General features: G+C 44.1%; 16 protein-coding genes and 1 riboswitch. Of the genes, 5 read left to right on the top strand and 11 right to left on the bottom strand.

Features of this window, described 5'->3' with window-relative positions:
- Window positions 1–2: 2 nt before the first annotated feature.
- The 11 genes from rpe to ACTNB8_RS04905 form a co-directional block, all read right to left on the bottom strand.
- On the bottom strand, window positions 3–677 hold the full coding sequence (rpe, locus tag ACTNB8_RS04955) for a ribulose-phosphate 3-epimerase (RefSeq protein WP_441052796.1): 675 nt from the start codon (window positions 675–677) through the stop codon (window positions 3–5).
- Window positions 678–1556 carry a ribosome small subunit-dependent GTPase A gene (gene rsgA, locus ACTNB8_RS04950; RefSeq protein ID WP_441052794.1) on the bottom strand — a complete coding sequence of 293 codons (879 nt, stop codon included), beginning with the start codon at window positions 1554–1556 and terminating at the stop codon, window positions 678–680. It lies immediately after the preceding gene.
- A 3-nt stretch (window positions 1557–1559) separates the two neighbouring features.
- Window positions 1560–3788 (bottom strand): Stk1 family PASTA domain-containing Ser/Thr kinase, encoded by a 2229-nt coding sequence (gene pknB, locus ACTNB8_RS04945; RefSeq protein ID WP_441052792.1) that lies wholly within the window; start codon window positions 3786–3788, stop codon window positions 1560–1562.
- Window positions 3782–4528 carry a Stp1/IreP family PP2C-type Ser/Thr phosphatase gene (locus ACTNB8_RS04940; protein WP_441052790.1) on the bottom strand — a complete coding sequence of 249 codons (747 nt, stop codon included), beginning with the start codon at window positions 4526–4528 and terminating at the stop codon, window positions 3782–3784. Before ACTNB8_RS04940 ends, pknB begins: the two co-directional genes overlap by 7 nt.
- A 1-nt stretch (window position 4529) precedes the next feature.
- Complete coding sequence (rlmN, locus tag ACTNB8_RS04935; RefSeq protein ID WP_441052788.1) at window positions 4530–5573, bottom strand: 23S rRNA (adenine(2503)-C(2))-methyltransferase RlmN; 1044 nt, start codon at window positions 5571–5573, stop codon at window positions 4530–4532.
- Between the two features lie 2 nt (window positions 5574–5575).
- A complete protein-coding gene (rsmB, locus tag ACTNB8_RS04930) occupies window positions 5576–6928 on the bottom strand; it encodes a 16S rRNA (cytosine(967)-C(5))-methyltransferase RsmB (RefSeq protein WP_441052786.1) in 1353 nt (450 codons plus the stop codon).
- Window positions 6921–7634 carry a zinc metallopeptidase gene (locus ACTNB8_RS04925; protein ID WP_441052784.1) on the bottom strand — a complete coding sequence of 238 codons (714 nt, stop codon included), beginning with the start codon at window positions 7632–7634 and terminating at the stop codon, window positions 6921–6923. Before ACTNB8_RS04925 ends, rsmB begins: the two co-directional genes overlap by 8 nt.
- Before the next feature lie 4 nt (window positions 7635–7638).
- The gene (gene fmt / locus ACTNB8_RS04920) at window positions 7639–8586 is read right to left on the bottom strand and encodes a methionyl-tRNA formyltransferase (protein WP_441052782.1); all 948 of its coding nucleotides are present in this window, start codon (window positions 8584–8586) and stop codon (window positions 7639–7641) included.
- 180 nt (window positions 8587–8766) lie between these two features.
- A complete protein-coding gene (def, locus tag ACTNB8_RS04915; RefSeq protein ID WP_441052780.1) occupies window positions 8767–9249 on the bottom strand; it encodes a peptide deformylase in 483 nt (160 codons plus the stop codon).
- 38 nt (window positions 9250–9287) lie between these two features.
- Window positions 9288–11507, bottom strand: coding sequence for a replication restart helicase PriA (gene priA, locus ACTNB8_RS04910; RefSeq protein WP_441052778.1), 2220 nt, complete (start codon window positions 11505–11507; stop codon window positions 9288–9290).
- Window positions 11504–12979 (bottom strand): UDP-N-acetylmuramoyl-L-alanyl-D-glutamate--2,6-diaminopimelate ligase, encoded by a 1476-nt coding sequence (locus ACTNB8_RS04905; RefSeq protein ID WP_441052776.1) that lies wholly within the window; start codon window positions 12977–12979, stop codon window positions 11504–11506. Before ACTNB8_RS04905 ends, priA begins: the two co-directional genes overlap by 4 nt.
- A gap of 137 nt (window positions 12980–13116) precedes the next feature.
- Window positions 13117–13225, top strand: a riboswitch (TPP riboswitch).
- A gap of 91 nt (window positions 13226–13316) precedes the next feature.
- Here ACTNB8_RS04905 and thiW point away from each other — a divergent pair.
- From thiW to thiC, 5 genes are read left to right on the top strand one after another with little or no spacing between them, the layout of a single operon-like run.
- Window positions 13317–13829 (top strand): energy coupling factor transporter S component ThiW, encoded by a 513-nt coding sequence (thiW, locus tag ACTNB8_RS04900; protein ID WP_441052774.1) that lies wholly within the window; start codon window positions 13317–13319, stop codon window positions 13827–13829.
- Between the two features lie 5 nt (window positions 13830–13834).
- Window positions 13835–14635, top strand: a complete 801-nt coding sequence (locus tag ACTNB8_RS04895) for a hydroxyethylthiazole kinase (RefSeq protein ID WP_441052773.1) — start codon at window positions 13835–13837, stop codon at window positions 14633–14635.
- Window positions 14636–14640: 5 nt separating this feature from the next.
- Window positions 14641–15276 carry a thiamine phosphate synthase gene (gene thiE, locus ACTNB8_RS04890; protein WP_441052771.1) on the top strand — a complete coding sequence of 212 codons (636 nt, stop codon included), beginning with the start codon at window positions 14641–14643 and terminating at the stop codon, window positions 15274–15276.
- Window positions 15277–15278: 2 nt separating this feature from the next.
- Window positions 15279–16079: a bifunctional hydroxymethylpyrimidine kinase/phosphomethylpyrimidine kinase gene (thiD, locus tag ACTNB8_RS04885; protein ID WP_441052769.1), complete on the top strand. Its 801-nt coding sequence runs from the start codon at window positions 15279–15281 to the stop codon at window positions 16077–16079.
- 25 nt (window positions 16080–16104) lie between these two features.
- Entirely contained in the window at window positions 16105–17415 is a 1311-nt protein-coding gene (gene thiC, locus ACTNB8_RS04880; protein ID WP_441052767.1) for a phosphomethylpyrimidine synthase ThiC, read from the top strand.
- Window positions 17416–17448: the final 33 nt, after the last annotated feature.

Below are 17448 nucleotides of genomic sequence, written 5' to 3'. Positions count from 1 at the left end.
CCTCAGTCAAGTTTTGATTTGATCTTTTCCATCTGTACTTCAATCTTTCTCACATTGTCAGCAAGATTGCCATTAAATACATATGAACCGGCTACAACAAGATTTGCACCTGCTTCCATTACTGTTACAAGTGTTTCCTCATTGATTCCGCCATCTACCTGGATATCAACATCAAGTTCTTCTTTGTCAATGATTTCTTTCAGTTCCTGAATTTTCTCAGTACATTCCGAAATATATTTCTGGCCTCCAAATCCTGGCTGTACAGTCATAATGAGAACCATATCCACATCTTCAAGAAGATGACTGATATCATTTACAGGTGTTGCAGGTTTAATTGATACTCCAACCTTTACTCCTGCATCACGAATCAGTTCAATCGCTCTTTCCAGATCTTCACATGCTTCTGCATGAACAGTAATAGAATCCGCTCCACAGTCCACAAAATCCTGAATATAGCGCTCCGGTGCACTGACCATTAGATGTACATCAAAAAACATTTTGGATTCTTTACGTATGGAGCGGATCACCGGCATTCCAAAAGAAATACTTGGTACAAAATCGCCATCCATAACATCAATATGGAGCCATTCAACTCCCTCTTTTTCCAGTGTCTGAATCTGTTCGCCCAGACGGTTGAAATCCGCTGACAAAATCGAAGGGCACAACTGATATTCCATTTAGTATCTCCTTTTCTCTTTCAATTCTTCATATAAACTAAGATAATCTTCATACCGTATCCTGCTGATTTCGCCTCTTTCAAGAGCCTCTTTTACTTCACAGTCCGGTTCATGAATGTGTCTGCATCCCTGGAAACGACATTTTTCTTCATATTTACGGAATTCTGGAAAATAATCTTTAAGTTCCTGTTCTTCCATCCCCATTATATACAGAGAAGAAAATCCCGGAGTATCCATCAGAAATGTATTTTCGCCCACTGGAATCACCTGCGAATGACGTGTTGTATGGCGGCCTCTTTTGAGTTTTCTGCTGATTTCTCCTGTTTCCATTTTTATCTCTCCCTGAAGGAGATTGGTAAGTGAAGACTTACCAACACCGGAAGGGCCGGCCACAACAGTTGTCTTTCCTTCCAGTATCTCACGAATTTCATCGGTTCCTTCTCCGTCCAGCGTACTGGAAAGGATCACTCTGTATCCGCATGATTTATATACTTCATAAAGTTCTCCGGCTTCTTTTTCAGTAACCAGGTCTTTTTTGTTGAAGCATATCACCGCCGGCACCCCTTCCTGTTCCATCATGATCAGGAAACGGTCCAGCAGCATAAAATTCGGTTTTGGTTTATCTGCTGCAAAAATCACAAAAGCCTGATCTACATTGGCAACTGCCGGCCGGATCAGCGAATTTTTACGTGGAAGAATACTTACAAGATTTCCTTCTTTTTCCACCTGATCCAGTATCGTGATTTCTACATTATCTCCTACAAGAGGCTTCTGGTTATCTTTACGGAAAATCCCCTTTGCCTTACATTCATAAAGTTCTCCGTCTTCTCCATATACATAATAGAAGCCGGCTATTCCTTTGATTATTTTACCTCGCATGTATTACTCTGCTTTCTTGAAAGTAAGCGGATACTGACCAAGCTGCTGGAAGTTTCCATCGATCAGTTCTGATACATACAAAGTTCCATCTGCAACTCCCGGTGCACCTGTAACATCAAGCGTATATGGAAACTCTATCTTCTGTCCATCTACGATCTTGGAAGATGTTGTCTCACCGTTTACATCCTGGATCAGTTCAAGACGGATTGCTCCCCCCTGGAAACCTGTCGGTGTATTCAGAGTCTGCGTACATTTCCATACCTCTCCGTTTGCAGCGGCAGCGCTCTGCTGTGCAAGGCTTGACTCGGAAGAAGTGTCTGTAGTTGTTGTATTTGCAGATGTGTCAGTTGTTCCTGCGGAAGACTGGCTTTCTTCTGTTGTGGAAGGTGCCTGATTTCCACTGCTGACTGTAATAGTGATCGGCTGATCCGGATCTGCTGAAGATGGATTTTCATCTGTATTTCCAGCCGGATCCTGAGAAATAACCTCACCTGCCGGAACTTCCGAACTCTGTTCTTCTTTAACCTGAATATCTAACCATTTACCTAAGCTTGTGATTGCATCATTTTTTGTATACCCAACAACATTAGGTACTGATACGCTGTTTCCCCAATCCAGACCACGACTGACAGTCAGTGTCACCGTATCACCAGCAGATACACTTGATCCTTCTTCCGGTGAAATAGACATGACATATCCAGGTTCAACAAGTGGATATGGAGGGTTACTAACACCGTCATCTTCACTGTATTCTTTCTGAACAGTTACGTTAAGACCAAGATCTTCCAGTGTCTGCTGTGCATCTACTCCTGTCTGGCCTGAAACAGTCGGAATAGTAAGCGCCTGCTGGCCTTTACTGATGTAATATTTAACAGTTGTATATCTTTCAACTTTTGTTCCCTGTGGGATATCCTGAGAAGAAATCTTTCCTTTTTCCTGGGTAGAACTTTCTTCTCCCATAAGCTGCTTGCCAAGTTTTACTTCTTCCAGAAGTGCTGTTGCCTCTTCTTCTGTCTTACCAATCAGGTCAGGAACTGTTACCATATTATCATCTTCATCTGCAGCTTCCTGCTGTGCCTGTTCTGTCTGTGAGCTGTCTCCTCCGATCAGACCGGAAGCCTTACCAATAAAGTAAATTGCACAGACAAGGATTGCAGCGCCCACAAGGAGCATGGCAATCGTCAGGCCACGGCTTGCAGCCTTAGGATGTTTTTCTTTCTTTGAAGCTTTACGTCTGGGGACATATTCTTCGTCATCATAATCTGTTTCGTTGATCTCATCTTCGAGCTGAGCCACTTCAGGCTTGCGGCTGCGGTTCTTCGGAGAATGTTTGATCTCACCCAGCTCTTCATCTGAAATTACAACTGTTTTGGCTTCATTATCAACAGAAGATAATTTCACGAAATCCCCCTGTGGATCAATCAGAGAATGCTTCAGATCAGCGATGACATCTTCCATTTTTTCGTAACGTCTGTTTACGCTCTTCTGTGTACATTTCAGAATGATCTGCTCAAGGCTGTATGGAAGATCTTCTGTATAAACACTTGGCGGAACCATTTCTTCCTGAAGATGTTTAATTGCAATAGCAACTGTTGTGTCTCCGTCAAAAGGAACTCTTCCTGTTACCATTTCATAAAGTGTGATACCAAGTGAATAGATATCGCTCTTTTCATCACTGTATCCACCTCTTACCTGCTCCGGAGAACTGTAGTGTACAGAACCCATTACATTGGAACTGATCGTATTGGAAGACGCCGCACGCGCAATTCCGAAATCAGTAACTTTAACTTTTCCGTCTGTGGAAATAATAATGTTCTGCGGTTTTACATCACGATGAACAATCCCATGATTATGAGCTGCTTCCAGTCCCATCGAAACCTGGATTGCAATACTTGTTGCTTCTTTAATAGAAAGTTTGCCTTTTTTGGCAATGTATTCTTTCAGGGTGATTCCCTCGATCAGTTCCATTACAATGTAATAAACACCCTCATCATCACCTACATCAAATACATTAACAATGTTTGGATGGGTAAGACCGGCTGCTGCCTGTGCCTCACTGCGGAATTTGCGGATAAAAGTAGTATCCTCTCTGAATTCCGGCTTCAATACTTTAACTGCCACATAACGGTTAAGTTTATGGTCTTTTGCCTTATATACATCGGCCATCCCGCCGGTGCCTATTTTTCCTAAAATTTCGTAGCGTTCTGCTATTATCATTCCCGTCTTCAACATTTTTCCACCTCATTCGTGAATGGTTCTACCAATATGACTGCAATATTATCTTTTCCGCCGTTCTGATTCGCCTCCCTGAGAAGCTGCTCACCTTTCTGCGACAGTTCTTTTGTATGGTCCAGTATGATTTCTTCCAATTTACTGTCCTCTACCATATTGCTCAGACCGTCGGAACACATAAGTATCACACTGTCAGGTTCCATTTTCAGGTCAAAAAAGTCAATATCTACGGTTCTCTCTGCGCCAAGCGCTCTTGTAATAATATTTTTGTCCGGATGATTTCTTGCTTCCTCCGGTTTGATCTCTCCAATCCTCACCATTTCCTGTACCAGTGAATGATCTTTCGTGATCTGATGGATCTGTCCCTGGATAACGTAAAGACGACTGTCTCCCACGTTTGCCACATAAGCATAATGACCTACTATCGTAGCCACTACCATGGTCGTTCCCATTCCACGCAGTTCATCTTTCTGCTGTGCCTGAGTAAGGATCTCCGTATTAGCAGTCTCAATGGCATGACGAATCACCTTGATAGGGTTAAAATCCGCATCTTTCTGAATCTCTTCAACCAGTGTGTGAACAGCATGAGAAGACGCATAGTCTCCCGCATTATGGCCGCCCATTCCATCGGCTACAACAAACAGATTCGGAAGATTTCCCACCGGATTTTCGGAAACAAACACATAATCCTGGTTCATTTTCCGCTTCTGCCCTACGTCCGTAGCTGAATATACCCTCATGTCACTTCTCACTTTCTGTTTTTTCCATGTATCTTTTTCTTAACTGACCACAGGCACCGTCTATATCGCTGCCCATTTCCCTTCTAATAGTACCATTTATTCCACATTTTTCAAGATTTATTTTGAAATTCTCTACTGCCTGGCGGGTTGAACGCACAAAAGAACGCTCCCTCACAGGATTCACCGGAATCAGATTTACATGGCAGTTAAGTCCCTTAAGCCGGTCAGCAAGCTCCATGGCATTTTCTCTGCTGTCATTTACTCCTGCAACAAGACTGTATTCAAAAGTGATCCTGCGCCCTGTTTTTCTGAAATAATGCCTGCATGCTTCCAAAAGTTCATCTATGGAATATTTATTGGCAATCGGCATAAGTTCACGTCTTTTTTCATCATTTGGCGCATGCAGGGAAACAGCAAGTGTCATCTGAAGTTTTTCCTCAGCCAGCTCATAAATTTTCGGTACAAGCCCGCAGGTAGAAACTGTAAGATTTCTCTGACTGATATGAATACCTCCATCTTCAGTCAGTATATGGATGAATTGCAGAAGGTTATCGTAATTATCCAGTGGTTCTCCGGTTCCCATCACAACAACATTGGAAACCCGCTCGCCTGTAGAAACCTGTATTCTGTAAATCTGATCCAACATTTCTGAAGGAAGAAGATTTCTTGTCAGGCCGCCAATTGTGGAAGCGCAGAATCTGCATCCCATTCTGCAGCCTGCCTGTGAAGAAATACAAACTGAATTCCCGTGCTTATATTTCATAAGAACACTTTCGATCATATTCCCGTCAGCCAGCCGAAAAAGATATTTTCTTGTTCCGTCAATCTTTGAAATCTGTACATCCAGTGCTTCCAGAACCGTGATGGGATAATCTTTCTCGAGTTTCTGTTTCAGTCCTTTTGGCAGATTGTTCATTTCATCGTAAGAAGTAACCAGATGTTCATGAAGCCAGCTGTAGATCTGTTTTGCACGAAACGGTTTCTCACCGATATTTACCATAAGCTCTTTCAGCTCTTCCAGGTTCATTGATTTAATATCTGTCATATTTATTTCCTTCTGAATTTTGCTATAAAGAAACCGTCTGTTCCATGAACACCGGGAAGAAGCTGAAGATATCCAAGTCCTGTAGTCTCGGAACGAAGTTCTTCCGGAATAAACTGATCGATACTTTCAAGCTTAAACGGATGATTATTCATAAACCACATCATATTCTCTTCATTTTCTTCTTTTGCAATGGTACAGGTGCTGAAAATCAGCACACCTCTCGGTTTCACATATTCTGCTGCTTTATCCAGGATATTTCTCTGAAGGATCACAAGTTCTTCTTCTTTCTGTGCAGTAGAACGATATTTGATCTCCGGCTTTCTTCCTATAACTCCGTATCCTGAACACGGAACATCTGCCAGAACAATATCTGCCCTGCATTCAGATTCCACATCAAAGATCGTTGCATCCTGAACCTTTGCCTGGACATTGATTGAATTTGTCCTCTGAATATTTTCCTCTATGAGATTTACTTTATACTGGCTGACATCTCTGGCATCAACAGTTCCAAAACCTTCCATTTTATCACCCATGTGGAGGCTTTTCCCTCCAGGTGCCGCACACATATCAATAATGTAATCACCTTTTTTCGGATTGGCGATTTCTCCCACTAACATGGAGCTTACATCCTGTACGATAATTTTCCCCTGAATAAATGCATCCAGCGCAAGAATGTGATTATAATCTGAAATTCTGAGAGCATACGGAAGATATGGAGCCGGTTCAACCTTAACACCCTGATTCTTCAGGCTCTCACAGGTATCTTTCACGGAATTCAGATATGTACGGCATCTGACTGTGGTAGGTTTTTCTGTCAGGAAATCGGCCAGCATTTTCTCTGTTGTTTCCTCACCATAATCTTTCAGCCACCGTTCTACAAGTTCCTCCGGCATGGAATACCTGACAGAAAGATAGCGGATCAGATTTTCTTCTTTTGAAGGATATTCCAGCTCACCCATCTGCCTCGCAATTGTTCTCAGTACTCCGTTTACAAAAGGTTTCAGATTGTAAAAGCCTTTTTTCTGTGCAAGTTTCACTGCTTCATTACAGACAGCACTGTCCGGCACACGATCCATGTATCTCAGCTGATAAACCGCACTTCTCAGGATTTCCCTGATCGGCGGTTTCATCTTATCTACTGTTATTTTTGAAAAAGAATCTATAATATAATCAATTGTTATCCTGTATTCCAGTGTTCCCTCACAAACTCTGGTCACAAAAGCCCTCTCCTGTTTCGGCAGGAACTGATACTTGGATAATGCATTTCTGATGGCAATATGGCTGTGCTCACCCTCTTCTTCGATCTGGAGAAGGATTTCCAGAATCATCTCTCTTGTATTAATACCATTAGTCATCACGTCTTCTTCCTCCTGCAAGAATCACCAGCCTCAGAAGCTGCAAAATAGAAGCTGCAAGTGCTGCCACATAGGTCATTGCTGCCGCTGTAAGAACTTTCCGGGCGCCTTTTGTCTCATCACTGCCAAGAATTCCCGTACTCTGAAGCATTTTCAGCGCTCTTGAGGAAGCATTGATTTCTACTGGCAATGTCACAAGCTGAAAAAGAACTGCCAGTGAAAAAAGGACTATACCCGCAGTTGTAAGAGGCCGGAGGCCAGCAAACAGACCGATGATAAAAATCGGCCAGGAAAGATTACTTCCAAAATTTGCCACAGGCACCAGCGCACTTCTGAAATCCAGCGGTGCATAGTTAGTCGCATGCTGAATTGCATGACCGCACTCATGCGCAGCAACACCAACTGCTGCCAGAGATGTCTGACCGTAACTGTCCTGAGACAGATTTACCGTCCTGGTTCTTGGATCATAATGGTCCGTAAGGCTTCCTGGAATTGATCTTACTGCCACATCTGTGATTCCCGCTGCCATAAGAATTCTTCTTGCAGCCTGCTCTCCTGTAAGTCCTGATGCACTGCGTACCCGCCGATACTGAGCAAACGTACTTTTGAGTTTTGCTGATGCAGCAAGTGAAAGAAGCATTCCTATTACAAGAAGAATGTAAGTCGGATCAAATCCGTAAAATCCATATCCATATCCGTAACCCATTTCATCACTCCTTATGATCTTTCAGTACTGTCCCTGCCGTTACATGATATCCTCTGAGAAAAGCATCTGTCTCCATTCTCTTTTTGCCTTCCAGCTGAACTTCTTCGAGAATCAGAGTGCCTTCACCACATGCCACATGAATTCCCTTTTTATCCACATCTGTTATCGTTCCCGGTACATCTTTTCCACATGATCCACTCTCTACAGAGCATTTCCATACCTTAAGTGTTTTATTATTAAGAAATGTGTAGGCACTTGGCCACGGATTCATTCCCCTGACCAGTCTTTCAAGCACAACCGCACTTTTGGAAAAATCAAGAAGCCCCATCTGCTTGGTGATCATGGCTGCATAAGGTGTCGGACTTTCTTCCGGTTGTTTTGTATAGACAGCGGTTCCATTTTCTATAGAAGGAATTGTTCTGACCAGAAGTTCCGCGCCTGTCTCTGCAAGTCTGTCAAAAAGACTTCCTCCAGTCTCATCTTCTCTCAGTTTTACAACAGCCTGAGAGATCATATCTCCCGTATCCAGTCCTGTTCCCATCTTCATGATAGTAACTCCGGATTCTTTTTCTCCGTCAATAACTGCCTGCTGGATCGGAGCCGCCCCCCGATACTTAGGGAGAAGGGATGCGTGGATATTGATACAGCCATATTTGGGCATATCCAGGATCACCTTCGGGATGATCTGTCCGAAAGCTGCAACAATAATCATATCCGGTTCAAGTTTCTGCAGTGTTTCCAAAAATTCCGGATCACGGACTTTTGCCGGCTGATATACCGGAATTTCATGTTTCAGTGCTTCTTCTTTTACAGGTGTCGGCATAAGAGTCTTGCCTCTTCCTTTGGGCTTATCCGGCTGTGTTATCACAGCTGTCACTTCATAACCGTTTTCTACAAGCGCAGCCAGTGGCGGCACTGCGAAATCGGGTGTTCCCATATAAACAATTTTCATATATTATCTGCTCCTCTTTCCGTGAAATGATCATTCGTTACTGTTCACTCCGTTCACAGCAACTTGGTCAAAATCCATTCCAAATCACCTTCGGTGATGGGATTTTGCCCCGTATGTCTCGGGATTTTGCCATATTCATGGCAAAACACCTCGCGGGATATTACCTGTGAACAGTAACGATCATTCTTCATAATCATCTTCATCATAATTAGTTCTATGAAGTTCTCCCTCTACCAGATCTGTGTACATTTTACCGTCAAGGTGATCGATCTCATGGCAGAATGCTCTGGCAAGAAGTTCTGTTCCTTCATATATTATTTCGTTCATTTCTTCATCCATGGCCTTTACTTTGACATAATTTGGTCTTGTGACCTGTCCTGCCATTCCCGGTACACTTAAACAGCCTTCATCACCTGTCTGTTCTCCTGAAGTTTCCAGAATTTCAGGATTAATGAGAACGATCGGGCCTTCTCCGATATCAATAACTACGATACGTTTCAGGATTCCCACCTGAGGTGCTGCAAGACCTACTCCCATAGCTTCATACATGGTATCCAGCATGTCATCTATAAGTGTCACGATCTTTGGTGTCACCTCTTTTACCGGTTTACTGATCTTGCGCAGTACCGGATCTTCTTCTGTACGGATTGTTCTGAGTGCCATTTTTATTCTTCCTTTCTGTAATTACCTGTTATCTTCTGTTAATTATAATCCATCTGTATATATATTTTCCGAAAACCGGAATTTACTTCAATGTATTTTTCTGTTTTGGTTTTTATATCCATAAGGACTTGCGGATCACTGTGTTTCATATAAAGAACTTTGTGATAAATATCATTTATCTTTCCTACGGAAGCATATGCGGGGCCAATCACATGAAGCCGGTATTTTTCTCCAATTCTTCTGACAAATTTGGCCATGTACTCCATTCCCTGATTCAAAAGTTCTTCCTCCTCTGCCGACGCAAGGACTGCAAGCATATGTGCCGCAGGCGGATAATCCATCAGCAGGCGGTACGCCATTTCTTCCTGATAAAACATCTCATAATCCTGTGCTGCTGCCGCCCGGATACTGTAATGTTCCGGATGATAAGTCTGAATAACTGCTTCACCTTCTGTATTTCCTCTTCCCGAACGGCCCACGGCCTGTGTCAGCAGCTGAAATGTTCTCTCTGCACAACGATAATCTGCCGCATTCAGTGAGAGATCTGCTGCAACTGCTCCAACCAGCGTTACATCAGGGAAATCATGTCCCTTTACGATCATCTGGGTACCCACAAGAATATCTGCCTCATGAGCTGCAAATGCAGACAGTATTTTTTCATAACTTCCTTTTGCTCTCGTTGTATCATAATCCATTCTCAGCACACGTGCTGCTGGAAAATTCTTATGGAGCACCTGTTCAATCTGCTGTGTACCTGCTTTGAATCCTCCGATATACGGAGATCCACATGACGGACATTTATCCACCATCGGCTGTTCATACCCGCAGTAATGACAGACCAGTCTTCCATTATTATGCTCTGTCAGCGCCACATCACAGTGCGGACATTTCATTGCTTCGCCGCAGGACCGGCAGGACACAAAACCGGCATAGCCTCTTCTGTTCAGAAACAATATTGTCTGCTGATGTGCCTCCAGCCGCTTTTCAACAGCCTCTTTCAACGTTCTCCCAAGCACAGATCTGTTGCCGCTTTTCAGTTCTTCCCTCATATCGGTCACTGTTACCTTCGGAAGCGGTCTGTCTTCATAACGGGAAATCATTTTTACAAGTGCATACTCACCAGACATTGCTCTGCTGTATGCCTCAAGCGACGGAGTCGCAGATCCCAGAACTACTCTGGCATTTTCTGCTTCAGCCCTGTGAATCGCAGTTTCTCTGGCATGATATCTCGGACTCGTTTCACTTTTGTAAGTCTGTTCATGTTCTTCATCAATAATGATCAGTCCCAGATTGGAAAAAGGAGTAAAAAGTGCCGAACGTGGTCCTACCATGATCTGAATTTCCCCCAGTTTTGCTCTTTTGAACTGATCATAACGTTCTCCTGATGAAAGGCGGGAATTCAGTACGGAAACCTTATCTCCGAACCAGCCGTAAAAACGGCGTACAGTCTGATAGGTAAGAGCAATTTCCGGAACCAGAACAATAACCTGTTTTCCTTTTTGCACCACTTCCTGGATCAGTTTCATATAAACCTGGGTTTTTCCACTTCCGGTAACTCCATGGATCAGAACAGGCCTTGGCATCTCTCTGCTCCACTCTTCATGGATCTGATCCAGTGCATGTTTCTGCTGCTCTGTCAGGCTGGAAAGTTCTTTTCTTGGAATAGAACTTCCATCTACTGACATACGGTAGACCTCATCTTCCCTGATTCTTATCACTTCCTGGTCAATAAGCGGCTTCACCACAGCAGCATTAATGCCAAGATCTCTGGCTGCTCTGGTATAATCCAGAGGGTTTTCTTCAAGAAGAGCTTTCAGAAGCCGGGCTCTTGCCTTACAACGGCTTTTTTCAAGATTGCAGAGTATCTGCTGCGCTTTTTCCATCGGAATGTTCAGAAATATCTGTCGCCTGGATCGTGCCTTGACTTTTTCCCGGACCGGAAGAACTGTTTTCAGTGCCTGTGCCATTGTAGAACCGTATCGTTCTCTCATCCAGGCTGCCAGACTGATAAGTTTCTCTTCTGTTGTTTCCTCGCTGCTGCACAGTCCCTTCAGTTTCTTGATTCTGAAAACATCAAACCTGGGTGTATCGGAAAGTCCGATCACATACCCCTTTCTCTCACGGTTGCCATTACCAAACGGGATTGTAACAACCATCCCGATCCGTATCTCCTGTTCCAGTTCCTCCGGAACAAGATACTGGAAACTGCGGTCCAGTTTTTCGTGGGATATATCCACAATGATATCCGCATAAATCATTGTTCTGCTCTCTCTTTGTCCTCCTCAAGGATTTCGGCGATCAGGACTCTCTCATCCATAGGATACTTCTTTCCTTTGATCTCCTGGTAATCTTCATGTCCTTTACCAGCCAGAACTATAATATCCCCTGGTTCTCCATGATGGATCGCATAGGCAATTGCATCTTTGCGGTCACAGATTTCCACATATTTACCGCTTGTCTTCGCAATTCCTTCTTTAATATCATCTATAATTGCCTGAGGCTCTTCAAATCTTGGATTATCCGAGGTAATAATGGTAAGATCTGCCAGACGCCCTGAAACTTCTCCCATCTCATAACGGCGGGATTTTGCACGATTACCACCACATCCAAAAAGGCAGACCAGTCTGTGTGGATTATATTCCCGCAGTGTAGTCAGAAGACTTTCCAGAGCCATCGCATTGTGTGCATAATCAATCATAAGAGTAAACTCGTCGGAGACTTTTACCATTTCAATTCTGCCCTTGACTCTTGCAACCTTCAGAGCCTTGATGATATTTTCCTGAGATACTTTAAAGTGTCTGCATATCGCAATAGCGGTCAGTGAATTATAAATGCTGAATTTGCCCGGAATATCAATTTCCACAGGGAAATCCATGAGTCCTTTTACGTGGTAATAGATTCCCAGATATCCTTTTCCGCCTGTCATATGTGCATCTTCTGCCCTGAGATCCGCTTCGGGTGAAAATCCATATGTCTCAAGCTGACATGTATGTCCTTCAATGATCCTGTCAAAATGTTCATCATCTCTGTTTACAATTCCCACTTTGCACTGGCGAAGAAGCATGGACTTACATGCCAGATAATGGTCAAAATCTTTGTGTTCATTTGGTCCTATATGATCAGGTTCAATATTGGTAAAAATACCGTAATCAAACACAAATCCCTGTGTTCTGTGAAGCATAAGGCCCTGAGAAGAAACTTCCATAACAACACAATCACAGCCTGCATCAACCATTTTGCGGAAATACTGCTGGATCACATAGGATTCCGGTGTTGTATTTGAAGCCGGTATCACTTCGTCTCCGATGATCGCCTCAATAGTTCCGATCAGACCAACTTTATATCCTGCATTTTCAAGGATTGATTTTACCATATAAGTTGTTGTTGTTTTGCCTTTTGTTCCGGTAATTCCGATTGTTTTGAGTTTCCGTGCAGGATGCCCGAAATATGCAGCTGATATAAATGCCATTGCATAGCGGGTATCCTTCACCAGAATGACCGTAACATCTGAAGGAACTTCTACTTTTTCTTCAACAACCAGTGTTTTTGCACCTTTTGCCACTACATCAGATACAAATTTGTGGCCGTCAACTACAGCACCCCTGATACAGATAAACAGGGAATTTTCTTCTGCTTTACGTGAATCATACACAACGGAACTTACTTCCTGTTCCACACTGCCCTGACAGCAGGTATATTCCAGACCTTCCAATAATGATGATACTTTCATATTTTTTACTCCTTTTCGCCCTTGGGCATATTCCATTATAGGATAGCACAATCAAAACATGTTTTCAATGACAGGCCGGCAGTTACATAAAAAATCCACTTGCCAAATATTCTCAGAAATCATATAATGAATATGTCAAACATGAAACGGGGAGCTGGCTGAAGCCGGCTGAGAGGAAACTGAGTGGTTTCGACCCATAACCTGATTTGGATAATGCCAACGTAGGGAAATACCGAAATTTTCAGAGAGGTACCCCTGTGGTGCCTCTTTTTGTTGTCAACAACCTCGTTCCCGCACCTCTCAGGTGTTTCAAATTTTATAAGAAAGGAAATTTATAATGACACAGACAAACTCATATAATGCCACCAAAAAGCTTGCTGCTGCCGGTGTTCTGACTGCTGTTGCTGTTGCAGGAAGCATGATAAGTGTTCCGATCGCCGGAAGCAAATGTGCACCAGTACAGCATATGGTTAATATTTTTGCAGCTGTAATGCTTGGTCCCTGGTGGGGTGTGGCAATCGCTTTCTGCGCCAGCCTGATCAGAAATATTCTTGGTATAGGGAGTTTTCTCGCTTTCCCAGGCAGTATGATCGGTGCTCTCTGCTGCGGACTGATCTGTCATTTCACGGGCCGTCTGGAACTGACCTGTACTGCTGAAGCTCTCGGCACAGGAATTCTCGGAGGACTTGCCGCATATCCCGTGGCACGTTTTGTAATGGGGCTTGCACCTGCCGGCTTTACCGTGTACATGATACCTTTTTTCATCTCCACACTTACAGGCAGTATCCTTGCCTATATCCTTGTGCGTATCTTTGAAAAAAGCCATGTAATAGATGCAGTAAAGAGGTAACTCATATGCAGAAAAAAGATGTACTGAATCTTCTTCATACTATTCATCCACGGATTCACTGCCTCACCAATCCGGTAACCATGCGGGACGTTGCCAATATTCTTCTTGCCGCTGACGGAAGTGCAGTCATGGCGCGCGATCCTGATGAAGTGGAAGAAATCACTTCCATCTGTCATGGAACACTTCTTAATACCGGTGTTCCTGATGAAAAAATCATCAGAGCCTGTATCCTTGCCGGCAAAAAAGCCAACCAGCTTGGACACCCGGTCATTCTTGATCCTGTCGGTGCAGGTGCCAGTACTTTTCGCCGAAAACTTCTGGCAGACCTTCTTGAGTCTGTACAGCCGACGATCGTACGATGTAATCAGGAAGAAGCTGCTGTTCTGTATTCCATGAAAGCGGGCAGATTTTCTGTCACAGATCACGCAGGTGTGGAAAGTGCTCTCCGGCTTCCACCGGAAGATCTCCGTTCTCTGGCTTCTGATGTCTCGAAACTTTATCAATGTACGTTTCTGATCACTGGTTCTTCTGATGTTGTTTCAGATGGCCGCCTGACTCTTTTTCTCACGGGTGGAGATGCCCGTATACGCCGGATCACCGGTGGCGGCTGCATGCTTTCTGCTCTCTGTGCACTTTTTGCAGGTACCGGTATTGAACCTTTTGATGCTGCTCTCATTGCAGGGCAGATATGGAAAGACAGTGCAGAATATGCCGGAATACGCACTGACAAAAACAGCCAGGGCATCGGCAGTTTCCATGTATACCTCACAGATGCTTTAGAAGGACAGATATTTGAAAGGTCGTAATACTTATGCAGATAACACCCAAACAACTGAAATTATATGCGGTCACTGACCGCTCATGGCTGAAAGAAGGCGAAACACTGTATTCTGTTACAGAAGAACTGCTGAAAGGCGGTGTTTCCTGTATACAGCTTCGTGAGAAAAATGCAGCTGATGAACAGATTCTCCATGAGGCTGAACAGTTAAAAGAACTCTGTTTCCGTTATCATGTTCCGCTTATTATCAATGACAGGCCAGATCTTGCACTGAAAACAGGCGCTTCCGGTGTCCACGTAGGGCTTTCCGATATGGGCATCCAGAAAGCCCGGCAGATCCTGGGACATGACTTCATCATTGGTGCAAGCGCCCATAACGTAGAAGAAGCACTTGCTGCTGAAGCTGCCGGTGCTGATTATCTCGGATGTGGAGCAGTTTTTGGAAGCAAAACCAAAACCAATGTTTCCCGTCTTTCTCCTGAAACCCTGAAAAATATCTGCGCAGCTGTACATATTCCGGTTGTTGCCATTGGCGGAATCAGCCTTGATAATCTCCCGGATCTTACCGGCACAGGAATTTCCGGTGCGGCAGTTATCAGCGGCCTGTATGCTTCGGCAGACAAAACCCGTACAGCTTCACAGTTTCTTACTATTCTCGAAAGGATCTGAATATGAAAACAGCTCTGACAATTGCCGGAAGTGATTCCAGCGGTGGTGCAGGAATCCAGGCAGACATCAAGACAATGACCATGAACGGCGTCTATGCCATGAGCGTGATCACAGCTCTCACTGCACAGAATACTACCGGTGTATATGGAATTCAGGAAACTTCACCTGAATTTATCGACCAGCAGATGGACTGTGTTTTTACAGATATTTTTCCGGATGCTGTAAAAATCGGCATGCTTTCTTCTCCAGAGATCATGCGGCATATTGCCTCAGGTCTTCGCAAATACAGTCCCGGACATATTGTCCTCGATCCGGTCATGGTATCTACAAGCGGTCACAGACTTATGCAGAAAGATGCCGAAACAGTTCTGCAGACAGAACTGTTCCCTCTGGCAGAGATCATCACACCCAATATTCCTGAAGCAGAGGCGCTTACCGGTCTTAAGATCACAGATGCTTCTTCTATGGAAATGGCAGCCCGTGAACTCAGCGAACGGTTCCATACTTCAATCCTTCTGAAGGGAGGCCACAGAATTGAGGATGCCAATGACCTGTTATATTCCGAAGGAAAATCTTTCTGGATCCACGGTGAGCGTGTGGACAATCACAACACTCACGGAACAGGTTGTACTCTGTCAAGTGCCATTGCAGCAAACCTGGCAAAAGGTTTTTCACTGGAAGACTCTGTCCGCCGTGCCAAAGCATATATTACAGATGCCCTGAAAGCAGGCCTTGACCTTGGACAGGGCTCCGGTCCTATGGACCACACTCTTGGAAAAAACAGCAACAAATTTTTTATATAAAATACAAATGAAAAGGAGATTTATTATGACTGCTTATACTACTCAGATGGATGCCGCACGCAAAGGTATCGTAACCCCACAGATAAAAACAGTTGCAGAAAAAGAACATATGCCTGTAGACAATCTTATGAAACTGGTAGCTGAAGGAAAAGTTGCAATCTGTGCAAATAAACATCATACCTGCCTGAATCCGGAAGGTGTCGGCAGCATGCTTCGCACCAAGATCAATGTGAATCTCGGCGTATCCAGAGACTGCAAAGATTATAATATTGAAATGCAGAAAGTCATGAAGGCTGTCGATCTCGGCGCTGAAGCCATCATGGACCTGTCCAGTCACGGAAATACCCAGCCATTTCGTCAGAAACTCACACATGAGTGTCCTGCAATGATCGGTACTGTACCGGTTTATGACAGTGTTATCCACTATCAGAGAGATCTTTCTGAACTGACTGCAAAAGACTTTATCGATGTTATCCGTCTCCATGCAGAGGACGGTGTGGATTTCGTAACTCTTCACTGCGGAATCACACGCAAAACCATTGAACAGATCAGGAAACACAAACGTAAAATGAACATTGTCAGCCGCGGTGGAAGTCTTGTCTTTGCGTGGATGAGTATGACAGGTGAAGAAAACCCGTTCTATGAATATTTTGATGAAATCCTTGATATCTGCGAAGAACATGATGTTACCATTTCTCTTGGTGATGCCTGCAGACCAGGCTGCCTTGCTGATGCTACAGACGTATGCCAGATTGAAGAGCTTGTCCGTCTCGGCGAACTGACAAAACGTGCATGGGATCACAATGTACAGGTTATGGTAGAGGGACCGGGACATGTTCCGCTTGATCAGGTTGCCGCAAATATGAAAGTTCAGCAGACTATCTGCATGGGCGCTCCTTTCTATGTACTCGGACCTCTTGTTACTGATATTGCTCCTGGCTATGATCACATCACAGCCGCTATCGGCGGTGCCGTTGCAGCAATGAACGGGGCAGCTTTCCTGTGCTATGTAACACCAGCTGAACATCTGGCACTTCCAAATGTAGATGATGTAAAACAGGGAATCATTGCTTCCAAAATCGCAGCCCACGCCGCTGATATTGCAAAAGGAATTCCTCACGCAAGAGATATTGATGACAAAATGGCTGATGCGCGCCGTGTTCTTGACTGGGATGCACAGTTTGAATGTGCTCTGGACCCGGAAACTGCAAAAGCGATCCGCGATGACCGTCTTCCTGAAGATGACCACAGTGATACCTGCAGTATGTGCGGTAAATTCTGTGCCGTGCGCAGTATGAATAAGGCTCTTGCAGGGGAACATATTGATATTCTGTAATAAAAAGTGGAAATTATAAACTTTTCTTTAGAA

This window comes from Blautia sp. HCP28S3_G10 (assembly GCF_052065235.1).
Classification (GTDB): domain Bacteria; phylum Bacillota; class Clostridia; order Lachnospirales; family Lachnospiraceae; genus Blautia_A.
This window is presented reverse-complemented; position numbering and strand designations above follow the sequence as displayed.